This is a genomic window from Clostridium sp. LIBA-8553, from assembly GCF_057782465.1.
Genome location: NZ_CM173489.1, coordinates 1,421,255 through 1,437,296 on the forward strand (window position 1 = coordinate 1,421,255; position 16,042 = coordinate 1,437,296).

General features: G+C 27.0%; 15 protein-coding genes. 13 read left to right on the plus strand and 2 right to left on the minus strand.

Translation table 11 applies throughout. From position 1 onward, the window contains the following. The first annotated feature begins 98 nt into the window (after positions 1-98). The 5 genes from AC2JAQ_RS06280 (at position 99) to AC2JAQ_RS06300 (ending at position 4,663) form a co-directional block, all read left to right on the plus strand. Entirely contained in the window at positions 99-728 is a 630-nt protein-coding gene (locus AC2JAQ_RS06280) for a hypothetical protein (RefSeq protein ID WP_488458441.1), read from the plus strand. Then, positions 729-1,265, plus strand: coding sequence for a biotin transporter BioY (locus tag AC2JAQ_RS06285; protein ID WP_488458442.1), 537 nt, complete (start codon positions 729-731; stop codon positions 1,263-1,265). It begins immediately after the preceding gene. Between the two features lie 105 nt (positions 1,266-1,370). Continuing rightward, a complete protein-coding gene (locus tag AC2JAQ_RS06290) occupies positions 1,371-2,606 on the plus strand; it encodes a thiolase family protein (RefSeq protein WP_488458443.1) in 1,236 nt (411 codons plus the stop codon). A gap of 22 nt (positions 2,607-2,628) precedes the next feature. Beyond that, positions 2,629-3,975: an AMP-binding protein gene (locus AC2JAQ_RS06295; protein WP_488458444.1), complete on the plus strand. Its 1,347-nt coding sequence runs from the start codon at positions 2,629-2,631 to the stop codon at positions 3,973-3,975. A gap of 142 nt (positions 3,976-4,117) precedes the next feature. Beyond that, positions 4,118-4,663, plus strand: coding sequence for a nitroreductase family protein (locus AC2JAQ_RS06300; RefSeq protein WP_488458445.1), 546 nt, complete (start codon positions 4,118-4,120; stop codon positions 4,661-4,663). 62 nt (positions 4,664-4,725) lie between these two features. Here the strand turns inward: AC2JAQ_RS06300 and AC2JAQ_RS06305 are convergent, their stop codons facing one another. After that, positions 4,726-6,747 (minus strand): tetratricopeptide repeat-containing diguanylate cyclase, encoded by a 2,022-nt coding sequence (locus tag AC2JAQ_RS06305; RefSeq protein ID WP_488458446.1) that lies wholly within the window; start codon positions 6,745-6,747, stop codon positions 4,726-4,728. A gap of 207 nt (positions 6,748-6,954) precedes the next feature. Between AC2JAQ_RS06305 and AC2JAQ_RS06310 the strand changes: the two genes are divergently transcribed. From AC2JAQ_RS06310 to AC2JAQ_RS06320, 3 genes are all read left to right on the plus strand, one after another. After that, entirely contained in the window at positions 6,955-7,587 is a 633-nt protein-coding gene (locus tag AC2JAQ_RS06310) for a hypothetical protein (protein WP_488458447.1), read from the plus strand. Between the two features lie 19 nt (positions 7,588-7,606). Further along, the gene (locus AC2JAQ_RS06315) at positions 7,607-8,020 is read left to right on the plus strand and encodes a hypothetical protein (RefSeq protein ID WP_488458448.1); all 414 of its coding nucleotides are present in this window, start codon (positions 7,607-7,609) and stop codon (positions 8,018-8,020) included. A gap of 437 nt (positions 8,021-8,457) precedes the next feature. After that, the gene (locus AC2JAQ_RS06320) at positions 8,458-9,279 is read left to right on the plus strand and encodes an MBL fold metallo-hydrolase (protein WP_488458449.1); all 822 of its coding nucleotides are present in this window, start codon (positions 8,458-8,460) and stop codon (positions 9,277-9,279) included. 44 nt (positions 9,280-9,323) lie between these two features. Here AC2JAQ_RS06320 and AC2JAQ_RS06325 read toward each other — a convergent pair whose 3' ends face one another. Next, a complete protein-coding gene (locus tag AC2JAQ_RS06325; RefSeq protein WP_488458450.1) occupies positions 9,324-10,352 on the minus strand; it encodes a threonine aldolase family protein in 1,029 nt (342 codons plus the stop codon). Positions 10,353-10,752: 400 nt separating this feature from the next. Between AC2JAQ_RS06325 and AC2JAQ_RS06330 the strand changes: the two genes are divergently transcribed. The 5 genes from AC2JAQ_RS06330 to AC2JAQ_RS06350 all read left to right on the plus strand — a co-directional run bounded on the left by AC2JAQ_RS06330 (position 10,753) and on the right by AC2JAQ_RS06350 (position 16,038). Further along, a complete protein-coding gene (locus AC2JAQ_RS06330; RefSeq protein ID WP_488458451.1) occupies positions 10,753-10,935 on the plus strand; it encodes a hypothetical protein in 183 nt (60 codons plus the stop codon). Positions 10,936-11,161: 226 nt separating this feature from the next. Further along, positions 11,162-11,866: an MIP/aquaporin family protein gene (locus tag AC2JAQ_RS06335; RefSeq protein ID WP_488458452.1), complete on the plus strand. Its 705-nt coding sequence runs from the start codon at positions 11,162-11,164 to the stop codon at positions 11,864-11,866. Positions 11,867-12,031: 165 nt separating this feature from the next. Next, positions 12,032-13,264 carry a sensor histidine kinase gene (locus AC2JAQ_RS06340; protein ID WP_488458453.1) on the plus strand — a complete coding sequence of 411 codons (1,233 nt, stop codon included), beginning with the start codon at positions 12,032-12,034 and terminating at the stop codon, positions 13,262-13,264. 18 nt (positions 13,265-13,282) lie between these two features. Next, on the plus strand, positions 13,283-14,035 hold the full coding sequence (locus tag AC2JAQ_RS06345) for a response regulator transcription factor (RefSeq protein ID WP_488458454.1): 753 nt from the start codon (positions 13,283-13,285) through the stop codon (positions 14,033-14,035). Positions 14,036-14,373: 338 nt separating this feature from the next. Further along, on the plus strand, positions 14,374-16,038 hold the full coding sequence (locus AC2JAQ_RS06350; protein WP_488458455.1) for a propanediol/glycerol family dehydratase large subunit: 1,665 nt from the start codon (positions 14,374-14,376) through the stop codon (positions 16,036-16,038). Positions 16,039-16,042 lie beyond the last annotated feature (4 nt).

The following is a 16,042-nucleotide window of genomic DNA, read 5'->3' on the forward strand; positions in this document are numbered from 1 at the left end:
TAGGTCTTAGTAAGATTTTTTATTGTAAACTTATTTAATATTAATGGTTGACATTTTGAATATCAAAGTTTATTATAGTTTACAGAGGTGAAATAAAGATGGATTTAGTAACTATTCTAGCTAAAGAATTTGGTAAGCTTTATGAGAAAAACTTTGATGGATATTTTATTGCTAAAGGAGTTTTGAAGCTTTCAAATAATTCTTATTATAAAGTTTTAGAAATGGATTATAATTCAAAATCTAAGATTATTAGGGATAACTTGTCAGTTAAGATCTGTGAAAGTTCAATATTTTTAGCAGATAAAAAGAATGTAACTTTGACATTAACCTTAATGAAGCCAAAATCAAATAGAAATTTTAAAGATAGAATAGAAAACTATAATTGGCAAAAGACTTTATCTGAATTTAATATTGAAGAAGGTACCAGTTGTAAAAGAAAGTTTTATAAAAAGAAAAAATGTTTTTCTAAAGAAGAAATAACAACTTTTTGTAATTTTGTTGGTGATTTTAATTCTATTCATGAGGGAAAGAATTCAGTTGTTCCTGGAATGATGATTTTAAAATATATAGTACAGAATATTGCTAAAGAAAATATAAGTTTTACTACAATAAATATTAGATTTTTAGAGCCATTATTTGTAGAAGAAATTTTTAATTTAAAAATAGATGGAGATGATTTCTTTGTATATTCTAAAAATAAATTATTTATTAGGGGGGGGAGTTCTTAAATGAAGAATAAATCGACAGAAATCTCTATGGTTGGGCTTATGGTTGCACTTCTTTGCGCGAGTGCATACATAGCTTTTCCAATACCATTTACTCCGATTATGATTACAGCACAAACTATAATAATAAATTTAATAGGACTTACACTTAGTCCTAAAAATAGTGCTTATGCAATAATAACATTTTTCTTATTAGGAGCTATTGGAGTACCTGTGTTTTCAGGTGGAAGAGCCGGTTTAGGAGTATTATTTGGACCTAGTGGAGGATACTTTTTAGGATTCTTAGTAGCTACAATAGTTATGGCTTACTTAAGAGGAAAGTCAGTAAATCTTAAGAAATATTTATTTATAACAATATGTATTGGACTACCTATTATACTAATTTTAGGTGCTACTTGGATGAGTATTTATAATGGAATAGGAATAATTAAGACTATAGAAGTCGCTGTATTACCTTTTTTAATAGGAGATTTAATAAAGGCAGTAGCTGCTTCAATCATAGCTTTAAGAATAAATAAACTCCAATTTATGAGAAAGTAAAAAACAAATAGTTAGAGATTCATTTAAGAGAGCTTGGATATTCTTAAAATTAATTATAGATAAGAATATTAGGTTCTCTTAATTTCATTTTACTAGGAGGATATTATGGAGAAGGTTTATATTTTAGGAGGACTTAGAACGCCCATTGGTATAACTAATGGAATACTGAAAAATAAATTGCCTGAAGAATTAGCAGCCATAGTTATAAAAAATTTAATAAGAAAATTTAATTTACAACATATAGATTCTGTAATATTAGGAAATGCTGTAGGACCAGGAGGTAATATAGCTAGGCTTAGTTCATTAATGGCAGGATTAGATGTACCATCCTTTACTATAGATATGCAATGTGCTTCAGCACTTAAAAGTATTGAGGTTGCTTACACTGAAATAGCTTGTGGTCTTTCAGAAGTTATAATAGCTGGAGGAGTTGAAAGTACTTCTATGTCTCCAGTAAGATATTATTCTAAAAATGATCCTAGAAAGACAAAAGATAATGAGTTTTATAAGGTAGCTCAATTTACGCCAGATGATCATAGCGAGCTTTCTATGATTGAAGGAGCTGAAAGAGTGGCAAAAAAATATGCTTTTTCGAGGGAAGATTTAGATTTATTAAGTATAGAAAGTCATAGAAAAGCATTTGAATCTAAAAAATATCTAGAAGGAATTAAAACAGCAGTTAATACTGATAAATGTGAAAATTTAAATATGAATAATACTAATTTAATTATTGAGGAAGATGAAGGTATAAGAAAAGGAATTAATGAAAGGTTATTAAAAAGATTGAGGCCAATATTAAATGGCGGAAATATGATGACAGCAGGCAACTCATGTTTAACTCATGATGGAGCAGCTATGGTTATACTTTGCTCTGAGAGAGGAATAAAAAAGATTTTAAATAATGTCTATATAGAAGCGGAGAAGGAATTAAAAAATGATATGTTAGTAAAGTTAGATGAAATCTTTCAGATAAAAGGATTTTGTAATATTTCTGGTGAGGGAAATCTAAGTCCTGAAAATGGGGTTAAGGTAGTTAAAAAGATTATGAGCAATTTTAATCTTACTTATGATGATATAGATGCTTTTGAAATAAATGAGGCATTTGCTGTAATAACAGCACTTTTCCAAGAAGAGTTTGGAAATATGGAAAAGCTAAATAGGTTTGGAGGTGCTTTAGCATATGGACATCCCTATGGAGCTTCGGGTGGGATAATAACTTTACATTTAATAGAGGTTCTTAAACACTTTAATGGTAGAAGAGGAATAGTGGCAATTCCAGCTGCTGGAGGCTTAGGAGAAGCAATGATTTTAGAGCGTACAAATTTGAAACCTTTAGATTAGGTAGATATAGAGGGAAATAAAGATGAGTTTTATAGATATGTTAAAATTTGGAGCGTTAAACTTTAAGGATAGGACTTTTATTTTATTAGATAATTTAAAAATTACATATGGAAGAGCAAGTAATGTAGTGACATGTATAGGTAATTTATTTTTAAAGTATAAAGGTGAACTTATAGCTGTAAAAAGTGAGAATTCACTAGGAGAGATATTAGGTTTTTTAGGGGTACTATCTTCTGGTAATGTTCCTATAATAGTTAATAAAAATATAGATGATTTAAGTTTTTTAGGAAAAGTAGATAAATTAGAGGACTTTTATTTTGAAGAAGGTATTTTAATAGAGTTTTATAGGATTAATATTATAGATGAAAATAAAAATATTAGAGCTTTTAAAGAAACAGTTATCTTAAAAAGAGAAAGTTTAGAAAGTTTTGGTGTTTTATCTTCTGGAACCACAGGAACACATAAATTGATAGTGAGAAGTTCAGAAAGTTGGATAAGAGCCTTTAGCTATCAAAGCGATATTTTTAATTTAAGAAGAGGAGTAAAGAGTTTTTTAGTTGGTTCATTTAGTTTTTCAGCTAATTTAAATATGGCAATGCATATTTTGAATTTAGGAGGAAGCATAATTATTACAGATAGCCATCTTCCTAAAACTTGGAAAAAGGTTATAAATCTTAATAAGGTAAATAGCATATTTCTTGTTCCATCTAGATATAGAATCCTTCTAAAATGTTATGAAGAAGAAAATATTTTTACAGAAAGTGTTTTAAGTTGTGGAGAAAAGCTATCTTATGATTTATTTAATAAACTTAATAAAATATTTAGAGTAGCAAAGGTTATTGAATATTATGGTAGTAGTGAAACTAGCTTTATTTCTTATAATAATCAAGAGACATTTTCTTTGGAGAATAATGGGGTTGGAATCATATTTCCTGAAGTTCAGGTAATAGTAAATAATAATGAACTTTTGGTTAGCAGTCCTTATGCTGCTTATGGGTTTGAGAAGAGGTTTAAAGTTAATGATTATGGATTTATAGACTCTAATGGAATATTGATTATTGAAGGAAGAGATAATGATGTAGTAAATAAAGCTGGCAATAAAATAAGTCTTAAAAGAATTAGAAGTGTAATTGAAAAAAATGAATTAATTGAAGAGTTTGTAGTTTTAAAACTAACTAGCAAATTAAGAGGGGAAGATGTTGGTGCAGTAATAGTTTTAAAAAGTAAAAATATTAGCATTAATATTTTAAAAGCTTCTTTAAAAAATAAACTTTCTTTGTATGAAATGCCAAGAATAATTGTAGTTGAAGAACTGCCTATAAATAATAATGGTAAGATAGATATTAAGAGATTAATAAATTTGTTTTAGAGTGTATTATAAATTATAGTATAGAAAATATTATTAGTAAGCATGAAGGAATTAAGGGAGGAATAGAAATTAAAATATACACATAATCTTTTATTAAATGATAAAATAAGTTTGTTGAATATTATTTTAGAGGAGAATATATATGAACTTTTTTGAATTATTAGATAAACGAGAGAGCGTAAGAGGGTATTTAGATAAGAAGGTTGAAAGAGAAAAAATATTGAAAATAATTGAAGCAGCTAGATTAGCACCATCAGCTTGCAATGCTCAACCATGGAAATTCGTTGTGGTTGATAATAGAGAAATGGCAAAAGAAATTGCAGATAATTTATATGATCCATTAATAGGAATTAATAAATTTGCCTTAACTTCTCCAGTATTTATTGTGGTTGTTGGTGAGAAACGTAATTTTACATCTAAGATGGGAGAACTTATAAAGAAAAAGGATTATACATCAATAGACATTGGAATTGCATCAGAACATTTATGCTTAGCTGCTACAGAATTAGGACTTGGTACTTGTATGATGGGATGGTTTAAAGAAAAAAATATAAAAAATCTTCTTAACATACCAAGTAGTAAAGAAATTCATTTAGTAATATCTTTAGGATATTATGAGAATAAGAATACAAGAAAAAAAGTTAGGAAAAACATAGATGAGATATATTCATTTAATGAGTATAAGTAAAAATTTTTATATGATTGCTTTAGAAAGTTTGGGTTGGAAAAAAACAAACTAGATTATTAAACCTAGTTTGTTTTTATTTTTGAGAAAACTTCAATTCTATTTTTACCATTGTTTTTAGCTAAATATAATGCTTCATCTGATTTTTGAATCATATCATAAAGATCTTCTCTTAATCCTTTTGCTTTTGTATATATTCCTATACTTATGGTTACATATTGGTTGACTAAAGAGAATTTGTGTTCAATTGACTTTAGTCTTAAATCCGCTTGAATTTTAAATGAAATTTTTTTTGCTTCTAATTCAGATTTTTTTGGTAGTATAATTAACAATTCTTCACCACCATATCTTATAGCAAAATCCTCCTTATCAATATTAGCTAAAATAGATTGAGAAACAGACTTTATAACTTCATCTCCTTTTATATGACCATAATTATCATTGTAATTTTTAAAATAATCAATATCTATAAGTAGTATTGAAATTTCATTAAGCTCAAGGAATTTTTTGTTTTTACTAGCGTATGAAGCTAAAAACTTTCTATTAAGAAGATTTGTCATTCCATCAGTACAATTAGATTTTTTTAATAGTTTTATTAATCTCATCCTTGTGAAAATAATTATTAGTAAAAAACTAACAATAGTTATTAATATAATCATAAAAAGTTGCTCTCTATTCTTTTGTTCTTTAAGTGATTCATTTTCATAAGCTTTTATAGCATAATCGATATAATCTTTATCTATTTCATTTTGAATTTTATCCTCTTCTTCAATTAGTTTCTTACTAAAATTTAAAGCTTGATCAGTATTGCCGAGGGCTTCATAAGTTTTTATTAACCCTTCATAGATAGATATATTTAATATTGCACCTCTTTTATTGGATTCTTTCAAGTCTTCATTATATTGAGTTAAAGCATCACCATAATCTCCTTTTTCAAATAAAAGATTTGCATATGTTAATTTAATTATAATATCTTTATTAGAATATATAGAAGCATTGTCATTTTTTAAAAGTTCAAATCCTTGATTTATGTATTCTTCGGCTTCTTTAAAGTTTTTTCTTTTCATAGCTAATATGGCTAAACTATTTAGATATAATATTTCAGCATCATCCTTATAATAAGAAGATAATTTTGCAAGTAAAGGGGGTACTTTAGTGGCAGCATATTCAGCGCTTGAAAAATAATTTAAATTAGTATATGAATTAATTATATTTATGTAAGCCTCAACTTTTGATTCGGCAGCACTTTCATCATCTTTAACAGGCGTTTTAATGGCTAATTGATAGAAATCAATAGCTGTGCTGAAGTTCTTTAACTGATAATTTATATTTCCCAAATAAGTATATGATTTTATTTTATATATTTCTCCATCTTTTATATTTTTTTTAGTATTAATACTATTTATAATATCTAAATAAATATAAGTTGCATTAGTATAATTAAAGTTTAATAAGTAAAAATTAGCAAGATAATAATTTAAAGCTATTTTAGATTCTTCTGTAAGCCCAGCTGTATTGTCAATGTAGTCATTTAGTATATTTATTGCAGCATTTCGAGTATAAGATACACTAGTAAGAGTTTTTAAGACATCATTAATTACATAAGTATCATTCTTAAAAGAACTATCTTTTTTTATATATTTTATTGCATCCTGTGCATTTTCAATCAATCCTGAATATCTTCCAAAATTATTATTTTTTTCAATTAAGCATCTATTTAAAAAAATATAGGTATATATTTTCACAAAGTCGGAAGAAGATTTATTAAGAGTACTTTTAGCATTTATAAAATTTTCAATGGCATTATTGTAATCCTTTGATAAATAATAAAAATATCCTAAACAAAAGTAAACATCACAGTTTTTTGGAATGTTATTTAAATAATCTTTCATTTTATTTATGTATGAAGGAGATACTTTAGTATCTCTGTAAGTATTTTCTATATTGTTCAATATTTTTTTTTCTGTTAAATAATCTTTATTTGGATTATCTGAAGGCTTTCCATATACACTATATCCTTTAAATGTAATAGGAAATAAGAATATAAGTATAAGAAAAACTAAGATAATACTATATTTCTTTTTCAAAATATTTTCTCCTTATTTATGTGTCTATTAATGAGAATAACATATTTACATAAATTTTACAATAATGCTAATAATAATGAATATTATTGGCTATTATTGCAATTTTATATCGTGTAAATGTATACAAAAAGTTAATAGAATGATATAATTGAATTGTAATTATTTGGCTTTGGTTCTGCTTTTATTTTGATAAATAGGGGTGAGTATATGGTTTTTACAATTAATGCTTATAAAATACCATTAGAGTCAGTGTACAGGCTTAAAAATAACTATGAGTGGGTACCACAAGAAAACTTTTTGAATATTAATTTTCAAGATGATATGATATTTAAAACCCATGAAGAGGCTGAAAAGTGGCTTATTAATAATAATATTCTTCATATAAATGGAGAAAAGGTCAATGTTGGAGGCTTCCAAATAAGTTGCTTTGGGATTGATAATTTTAATATTGAGATAGTAGTACATAGAAAAACAAAGCCTAGTATTTTTACTATTGATGATATAAGAAGAGTTCTAAAAGAAGGAGATGATAGATATAACAACTCTCTAATAATAGATTTTGAAGGAAATTTAAAGTTAATACAGAGCAATCCAGAAGATATAATATATCATTCTAATTATGCAGTTAGTAATGAGGTATATAATAGTGGAAATGGATTTGTTGGAAGAGAGTTTAATGATTTATATATAAAGTATATTTATTTAAATATGCTAGATAATTGGTTTTTACATTTAGAATCAGGAAGAAGTATTTACGTGACCTGTTATGAAGATAATATTGATGAAAAAAATACAATTTATAAAATAAATAAATTGTTAATGGACATGAAGTTATTATAACAAAGGAGATGTAAATAGTATGGAAAAATCAAATATATTTTCAAATAATGAAATAATTAAATGTATTGTATGTGGTAAAAATTTAATGGATGATATAAAAATGTCTATGGTTCAAATAATAACTGATGAAAATAATCAAATAATAAGAGTTCTTCCATGCTGTAAGGGAGAATGTGATCATATTTTACAAGATGAGATTAAAGATTATGAAGGAAATGGATTTAGAGATTTAAGCACTTTTGTAAATCCATATTTGTATATTAAAAATCTTGTTCAAATGATGGATAGGATGTTTGAAGGAAAAGGCTTTGCAAATCAGCAAGCTTTTGATACTTATTCAGATTTAATTTTAAACTGTTATCAATATGTTTCAAGGAATTTAAGTGAAGAAGAGAAGGAAGTTGCTAAGAGGACAACTTTATTACCATTATAATATTAATTAGGTTTTATTATATGAAATATAATAAAGCCTTTTTATCTTAATATTAATAAATTTTATATAAATATAGATTAATGAGTTAAAATAAGCGAATATTTAGCATAAAATTATATTAAATTTTAAGAAAAATAATATAATTAATCAACAGTATAGAAATAAATTTATTAACTCTAATTGGAAAAATTGATTAAATTTACTTTAAATAGATCTAGAGAGTAGTATAATATATATAAAGAATAGGGAAAAATGTTTTAATATTTTTAGTAATAAGTTACAATTTATTAAGTTGAAAATATTTAAATAAGGGTATTTTATATATTTAAAATTTAATTTGGGTTTTAAAATTTAAAATATAATTTTTATATTATATATGAGGTTTAAACTATATCTAATGTAAAATAGAATTAAGAAAATTAAGAGGAGTGGGTAATTTGGTAATAACAACATTAGTAGAAAATACAAAGATAGCAAGTGAATATAATAATAGACATGGATTGTCATTTCATATAAAAACAGAAAAACATAATATACTTTTTGACTTAGGACCAAAGGATGTTTTTATAGAAAATGCAAAAATGTTAAATATAGATTTATCTGAAGTTGATACTGTTATAATATCTCATGGACATAGTGATCATGGTGGAGGTTTAGAATCCTTCTTAAAAATAAATAATAAAGCTAAAATATATATACACAAGGATGCTTTTAATGAGCATTATAGTGTTGTTGGATTATTTAAAAAATATATAGGATTAGATAAAGAATTAAAATTAAATTCGAGAATAATATTAACAGATGGTGACATGAAAATTAATGATGAGTTATATTTATTTTCAACTATTGAAAACAATCACAAGAGTTCTACTTTTAATAGAGCATTATATAAAAAAGTTAATGGAATATATTTAGAAGATGATTTTACTCATGAACAAAACCTTATAATAAAAGAGGGAGAAAAGTATATTTTATTTGGTGGTTGTGCTCATAATGATATAAGAAACATTCTTGATAAGGCAGAAGTAATTGTAGGAAAAAACTTAGACTATGTTATAAGTGGATTTCACATATTTAATCCAGCAACAGGAAGAAGTGAAAGTGATACTTTTATAAATGCATTAGGAGATAATCTGATTGAAAGAGATACTAATTTTTATACTTGTCACTGTACTGGTATGAAAGCTTTTAAAATGCTAGAACAGAGACTTGGAGATAAGATTAATTATATAGCCACAGGTCAAGTTTTAAACATATAAAAATACAGGTCATATAGTAAATACTATATGACCTGTATTTTTATTTATTTTGTAAGTTCTTTAACTTTTAATATAAAATCTTTAACTGCCTTTTCTTTGGTTGCCCAAGAGGTTATAAGTCTTATAGAAGATTTACTTTCATCGACTTTAGTCCATCTATAGAATCTATAATCTTTTTCAAGCTCTTCAATTATATTGTTAGGAAGGATTGGGAAAATTTGATTAGTAGGAGATTCTATTAGAAGCTCACAACCACATTCCTTTAAACCTTCGCTTAAAAGTTTACCCATTTTATTTGAATGAGATGCTAATTCAAAGTATAAGCCATCTCTAAATAATTCTTCGAATTGGATCCCTAAAAGTCTTCCTTTAGCTAGTAGAGCACCTTTTTGTTTAATGTTATGTCTGAAATTAGGTCTTAAAAGATCATTACTTATAACTAAAGCTTCTCCTAGAAGAGCACCATTTTTTGTTCCTCCAATTGAAAATGCATCAGTATATTTACACATATCAGATAGAGAAAGATTAGCTTCTTCAAGAGTTAAGGCTGAACCAAGTCTTGCACCATCTACATATAAAAGAAGATTATTCTTTTTACAGCAATCATAAAGTGCTTTCATTTCATCTTTATTATAAACTGTACCAAGTTCTGTCGGGTTAGATATATAAACTAATTTTGGCATTAAAACATGTTCAGAATCATATTCAGTTAATAAGTTTTCAATTAAGTGAGGATTTAGTTTTCCTTCATTATAATCAATAGTTATTACTTTATGACCGGTATATTCAATAGCACCACATTCATTAACAGCTATATGCCCTGTGCTAGGTGATATGCATGCTTCATATGGTCTTAAAAAGCCATCTATTGCTATAAGGTTAGTTTGAGTTCCACCAGAAATAAAATGGACATCTATATTTTCATTTTGAGAAAGTTCTTTTATTATTGAAATTGCATTTTTAGTATGACTATCATAGCCATAACCTTCTTCTTGAGAAAAGTTTGATTCCATTAAAGCTTCTAATATTCTAGGATGAGCTCCTTCACTATAATCATTTTTTAAGCTATACATATTAGTATCCTCCCTAGTAAAAAAATATTACATTTGCTTAAATTTTTTATCTGTAAAATATAAATTATGAATAAATATAAAATTAAAATAAATTAAAATCCAATTAAAAATAACTATATATCAAATATAATATGGATGTCAAATGCCTTCTCAATATGCATAAATACAAGAGTTCGCCATATAAAAACATATTGGATTAAAATAGAATAGGATAATGTTTACATTTTTTTTGTAGCTATAAAAATATCAAAAAATCAAGAAAATTTTAAATGATTTTTTATAAAATTTAAAAAAATATACAAAAAGAATATTTGTAAATAAGTATAGAGAATTTACAAATGCATTTGAAAGAACTAAATATATAAATTACAATATTAATATATTGAAAGGAGAAGATAAAATGGAATTAGACTTTTTAAGGATATTTGCTACTTTATTTAACATAGGATTAATAATTTTAATTGTATATTTAGTTATTAAAGCAATAAAAATGATAATAAGTTCAATGAATAGATTAAAGAGAATAGAAGACAAGTTAAATGAAATTTCAGAGAGTTTAAAAGAGAATAATAAAGAATTCTAAAATGTTGAAATTTTAACTAATTTAAAAGATTTTCATGGATAAATTTACTTTAAATGGAGTATTTTTTTAGCGATATTAACAAATATATTAAAAATAAAAAGAAATTTTAATTATAAGCTTGACTATTTTTTAACATATGTATTATATTATAAGTGTTGTTAAAGAAATATTAAAGTTTTATTAAAGAGTATTGTATTTGTGTCATAAGTATAGAGGAGTATATTTTATGGCAACATTATTAGCGGAATTAATAGGAACAATGCTACTTATAATATTAGGTGATGGTGTTGTTGCTAACGTAGTTTTAAAGAAAACAAAGGGAAATAGCTCAGGATGGATAGTTATAACTACTGGATGGGCATTAGCTGTTGCTATACCAGCAGCCATTTTTACTAGCGTCAGTGGAGCATTATTTAATCCAGCATTAACAATAGCTTTAGCTATAGTTGGACAATTTTCATGGGCTCAAGTTATTCCTTATATAATTGCACAACTTTTAGGAGCTTTCTTAGGAGCTGTTGTAGTTTATATAACTTACTATAATCACTTTGATGAAACAGAAGATCAAAATTCAAAGTTAGGTGTATTTTGTACTATTCCAGAAATAGAAGATCACAAGATAAACTTCTTAACAGAATTTATTGGAACTTTTGTTCTAGCTTTTGCTGTATTAGGAATAGGTGCTCAAAACATAGATTATGGTGTGAAAGTAATTATAATAGGATGTTTAATATGGGCTATTGGATTAAGTTTAGGTGGTCCAACAGGATATGCAATAAATCCAGCTAGAGATTTTGGTCCAAGACTAGCACACTTCTTACTTCCTATTCCGAGAAAAGGAAGTTCAAAATGGGAATATGCTTGGATTCCAGTTGTTGCACCTATACTAGGGGCAATATGTGGAGCCTTAGTTTATGTAAATATATTTTAATAAGCTAAGTTAAAGGGATTAAAAATTATTATCTATATTTTAGTATAGATAATAATTTTTTTTTTCAAATACAAAATATAGAGAATTAGTGTTGTTTTTTTTAGTATTATTTTTACTACAGAATAGTATAGCGTATATATTATAAAGTTCTTAAAGGAGGACATTATGGCAAGCTTATTAGATATTAGGGAGATTTTAGATGTTAATTCCTTTCAAAAAATACAGGATGATATAGCTAGAGCAACGGAGTTTGCAATAATTACAGTAGATTATAAAGGAATACCTGTTACAAAGCATAGTAGATGCAGTGAATTTTGTAAACTTATAAGAGAACAAAAAGAATTTGCTAAATTATGCGAAAAATGTGATTCAAGAGGTGGATTAGAAGCTGCTAGGGAAGGAAGTTTTTACATATATAAATGCCATAGAGGACTTGTTGACGTTGCAGTTCCTATAATAATTGATGGTCAATATTTAGGTGCTGTTATGGTTGGACAAGTACTTTTAGAGAATGCAGAGAATTATAACCTTGAGGAGGTTCTTACGAAAGAGTTAGAGTATGATTCAATGGAGAAAGAAAAAATACTTGAAGCATATGAGAAAGTTCCAGTGTTAAGTTTTGATAAAATACAAGCTGTTTCTGAAATGATGTCCCATGTAAGCAATTACATTGTTGAGGAGGCGCTTTTAAAAAGAACTCAAAATGAAATTTACAAAAAAAATATAGAAATTGCAAGGGCAGAAAGAAGTAAGTTAGAACTTGAAGAAGAATATAAAGCTTGTCAGTTAAAGGCTCTTCAATCTCAAATAAATCCTCATTTTTTATTCAATGTATTAAATAGTATAGCCTCTTTAGCAATTATAGAAGATGCTCCTAAAACACAGGAGATAATCTATAATTTATCATATATTTTAAGGTATACCTTGAAAAAAGCTAATAAAATTGTAAGACTTGATGAAGAGATAAATCATGTTAAGGCCTATTTAGAGATTCAAAAGGTAAGGTTTGGGGAAAGAATAAAATATAATATAGATTTTAATGAAGATGATTCTAATGTTCAAATTCCATTTATGGCTCTTCAAGTTTTTGTAGAGAATGCAGTGTTGCATGGAATTGAAGAAAAGGAGCAAGGTGGAACAATTAATTTATCAATTTCTAATAAGGAAGATAGTATGCTTATTACAATAATTGATGATGGAGTTGGAATACCAGTTGAAAAACTTTGTGAAATTAGAAATGAAATAAAAAGTAGAGATAAAGTTGGACTTGATAAAGTCGGAATAAATAATGTTAATAAAAGAATGTACCATTATTATGGTGATGATTACATTATAAATATAGAAAGTAAAGTTAAAATAGGTACTAAGGTGGAAATTACAATACCTAGAAAACTTTAATAGAGGGAGTGCGTTTTAGTGGTTAGCATAATGGTTGCTGATGATGAGCAATTAGAAAGAAGTGTTTTAATTGCCATATTAAAAAAGAATGTAAGAGTAAAAGAAATTATTGAGGCCAAAAATGGAAAGGAAGCTTTGGCGTTAAATAGAGAGCATAATCCGGATCTAATAATCATGGATATAAAAATGCCAGGAATTAATGGTATTAAAGCTTTGGAGCTTATAAAGAAAGAAAATCCTAATAAGGAAATAATAATGCTAACTGCATATGATGATTTTGAATTTATACATAAGGTTTTAGTACTAGGTGGATCAGATTATATACTAAAGCCAATAAAGCCGAATAAGATAACAGAAATTGTTAATAGTATTATAGATAAGATAGAAAATAATAAGGGATCAGTAGAGAATACAGATTATAATTTTATAAAAAATTCAGAGACAGGCTTTGAAGAAAAAGAGAATATTGTAGAGAAGGTTTCAAAATATATAGATGATAACATGGATAAAATGCTTAAGCTTGAAGAATTAGCATCTATTTGCAACTTAAGTCCTGGGTATTTTAGTAGAATTTTTAAGAAAGAGACTGGAAAGACAGTAATTACTTATATAAATGAAAAGAAAGTAGAAAAGGCAAAAAAATTACTAAAAGAGAGTAAAGAACCTATAATCAATATATCTTTAGACTTAGGTTTTGATGATTGTGGATATTTTATAAGAGTATTCAAAAAGATAACAGGATTGACTCCGAAGGCTTTTAGAGAAGAATAAATTGATTATTAAATTAACAATCCTTTTATTTTCGTGAGAAATGTTACATATGAAATTATAGCTATGAGATAATATATTGTTACAAAAAAATCAAGATTGATAGGAAAATATCACCTTAAAGAGGTAAAAATATTAAAAAAACGATATTTAGATAGGATTATTTTAACTTTCGTATATACAAAGTTAAAATAATCCTATTTTTTTACCTAAAATACGACAAAAATTTAACATAACATATGAAGATTTTTCGATGGAATTTTATTAAAACTATATTAAAATCTAGACATGGATAAAAAATTAACAAATGAATTTGAATTTGAAAGTGAGGAGACGTCAAAGTGAAATCTAAAAGATTCCAAGTATTATCAGAGCGTCCTGTAAATCAAGATGGACTTATAGGAGAGTGGGCTGATGAAGGCTTAATAGCTTTAGATAGCCCAAATGATCCAAAATCATCAATAAAAATAGAAAATGGAATAATTACTGAATTAGATGGCAGATCAAGAGATGAATTTGATATGATAGATAAATTTATAGCAGAGTATGCTATAAACATAGAAGACGCAGAAGAATCTATGAAACTTTCATCTAAAGAAATAGCAAGAAGATTAGTTGATATAAATGTTAGTAGAGATGAAATAGTAAAAATTACAACTTCAATAACACCAATGAAAGCTGTAGAAGTTATTCAAGAAATGAACGTTGTTGAAATGATGATGGCTCTTCAAAAAATGAGAGCAAGAAGAACACCTGCTAACCAATGTCACGTTACTAACGTAAAAGATAACCCAGTTCAAATAGCAGCAGATGCTGCAGAGGCTGCTTTAAGAGGATTTGCAGAGCAAGAAACTACAGTAGGTATAGTTAGATATGCACCTTTTAATGCATTAGCTATCTTAGTAGGTTCACAAGTAGGTAGAGGAGGAGTTTTAACTCAATGTGCAGTTGAGGAAGCTACTGAACTTGACCTAGGAATGAGAGGACTTACAAGTTATGCAGAAACAGTTTCAGTTTATGGAACAGAATCAGTATTTACAGATGGAGATGATACTCCATGGTCAAAAGCATTCTTAGCATCAGCTTATGCTTCAAGAGGACTTAAGATGAGATTTACATCAGGTTCAGGTTCAGAAGCATTAATGGGATACTCAGAAGGTAGATCAATGCTTTACTTAGAATCAAGATGTATATATATAACTAAGGGGGCTGGAGTTCAAGGATTACAAAATGGTGCAGTTAGTTGCATAGGTATGACAGGGGCAGTTCCATCAGGAATAAGAGCAGTTCTTGGAGAAAATTTAATAGCTGCAATGCTTGATATAGAGGTTGCATCAGCAAATGACCAAACATTCTCACATTCAGATATAAGAAGAACAGCAAGAATGTTAATGCAAATGCTTCCAGGAACAGATTTCATATTCTCAGGATATAGTGCAGTTCCAAACTACGATAATATGTTTGCTGGATCAAACTTTGATGCAGAAGACTTTGATGATTACAACATACTTCAAAGAGACTTAAAAGTTGACGGTGGATTAAGACCAGTTACAGAAGAAGAAACTATAAAGGTTAGAAATAAAGCAGCTAAATGCATACAAATAATCTTTAGAGAATTAGGTTTCCCAGAAGTTACTGATGAAGAAGTAGAAGCTGCAACTTACTGTCACGGAAGTAAAGAAATGCCAAACAGAAATGTAGTTGAAGACTTAAAAGCTGCAGAAGAAATGTTAGAAAGAAGAATAACAGGATTAGATATAATAAAAGCTTTAAGCAAAAATGGTATGGAAGATATAGCAAACAATTTATTAAACATGCTTAAGCAAAGAGTTACTGGAGATTACCTTCAAACTTCAGCAATTTTAGATAAAGATTTCAATGTTATAAGTGCTGTTAATGATGTAAATGACTATATGGGACCTGGAACAGGATATAGACTAGATGGCCAAAGATGGGAAGAAATCAAAAATGTTCCTACAGTAATGAGACCAGAGGATATAGAGTAGGGGG

Coding starts and splice junctions, on each gene's coding strand:
- AC2JAQ_RS06280 (WP_488458441.1), top strand. CDS start 99: ATGGATTTAGTAACTATTCTAGCTAAAGAATTTGGTAAGCTTTATGAG.
- AC2JAQ_RS06285 (WP_488458442.1), top strand. CDS start 729: ATGAAGAATAAATCGACAGAAATCTCTATGGTTGGGCTTATGGTTGCA.
- AC2JAQ_RS06290 (WP_488458443.1), top strand. CDS start 1,371: ATGGAGAAGGTTTATATTTTAGGAGGACTTAGAACGCCCATTGGTATA.
- AC2JAQ_RS06295 (WP_488458444.1), top strand. CDS start 2,629: ATGAGTTTTATAGATATGTTAAAATTTGGAGCGTTAAACTTTAAGGAT.
- AC2JAQ_RS06300 (WP_488458445.1), top strand. CDS start 4,118: ATGAACTTTTTTGAATTATTAGATAAACGAGAGAGCGTAAGAGGGTAT.
- AC2JAQ_RS06310 (WP_488458447.1), top strand. CDS start 6,955: ATGGTTTTTACAATTAATGCTTATAAAATACCATTAGAGTCAGTGTAC.
- AC2JAQ_RS06315 (WP_488458448.1), top strand. CDS start 7,607: ATGGAAAAATCAAATATATTTTCAAATAATGAAATAATTAAATGTATT.
- AC2JAQ_RS06325 (WP_488458450.1), bottom strand. CDS start 10,352: ATGTATAGCTTAAAAAATGATTATAGTGAAGGAGCTCATCCTAGAATA.
- AC2JAQ_RS06330 (WP_488458451.1), top strand. CDS start 10,753: ATGGAATTAGACTTTTTAAGGATATTTGCTACTTTATTTAACATAGGA.
- AC2JAQ_RS06335 (WP_488458452.1), top strand. CDS start 11,162: ATGGCAACATTATTAGCGGAATTAATAGGAACAATGCTACTTATAATA.
- AC2JAQ_RS06340 (WP_488458453.1), top strand. CDS start 12,032: ATGGCAAGCTTATTAGATATTAGGGAGATTTTAGATGTTAATTCCTTT.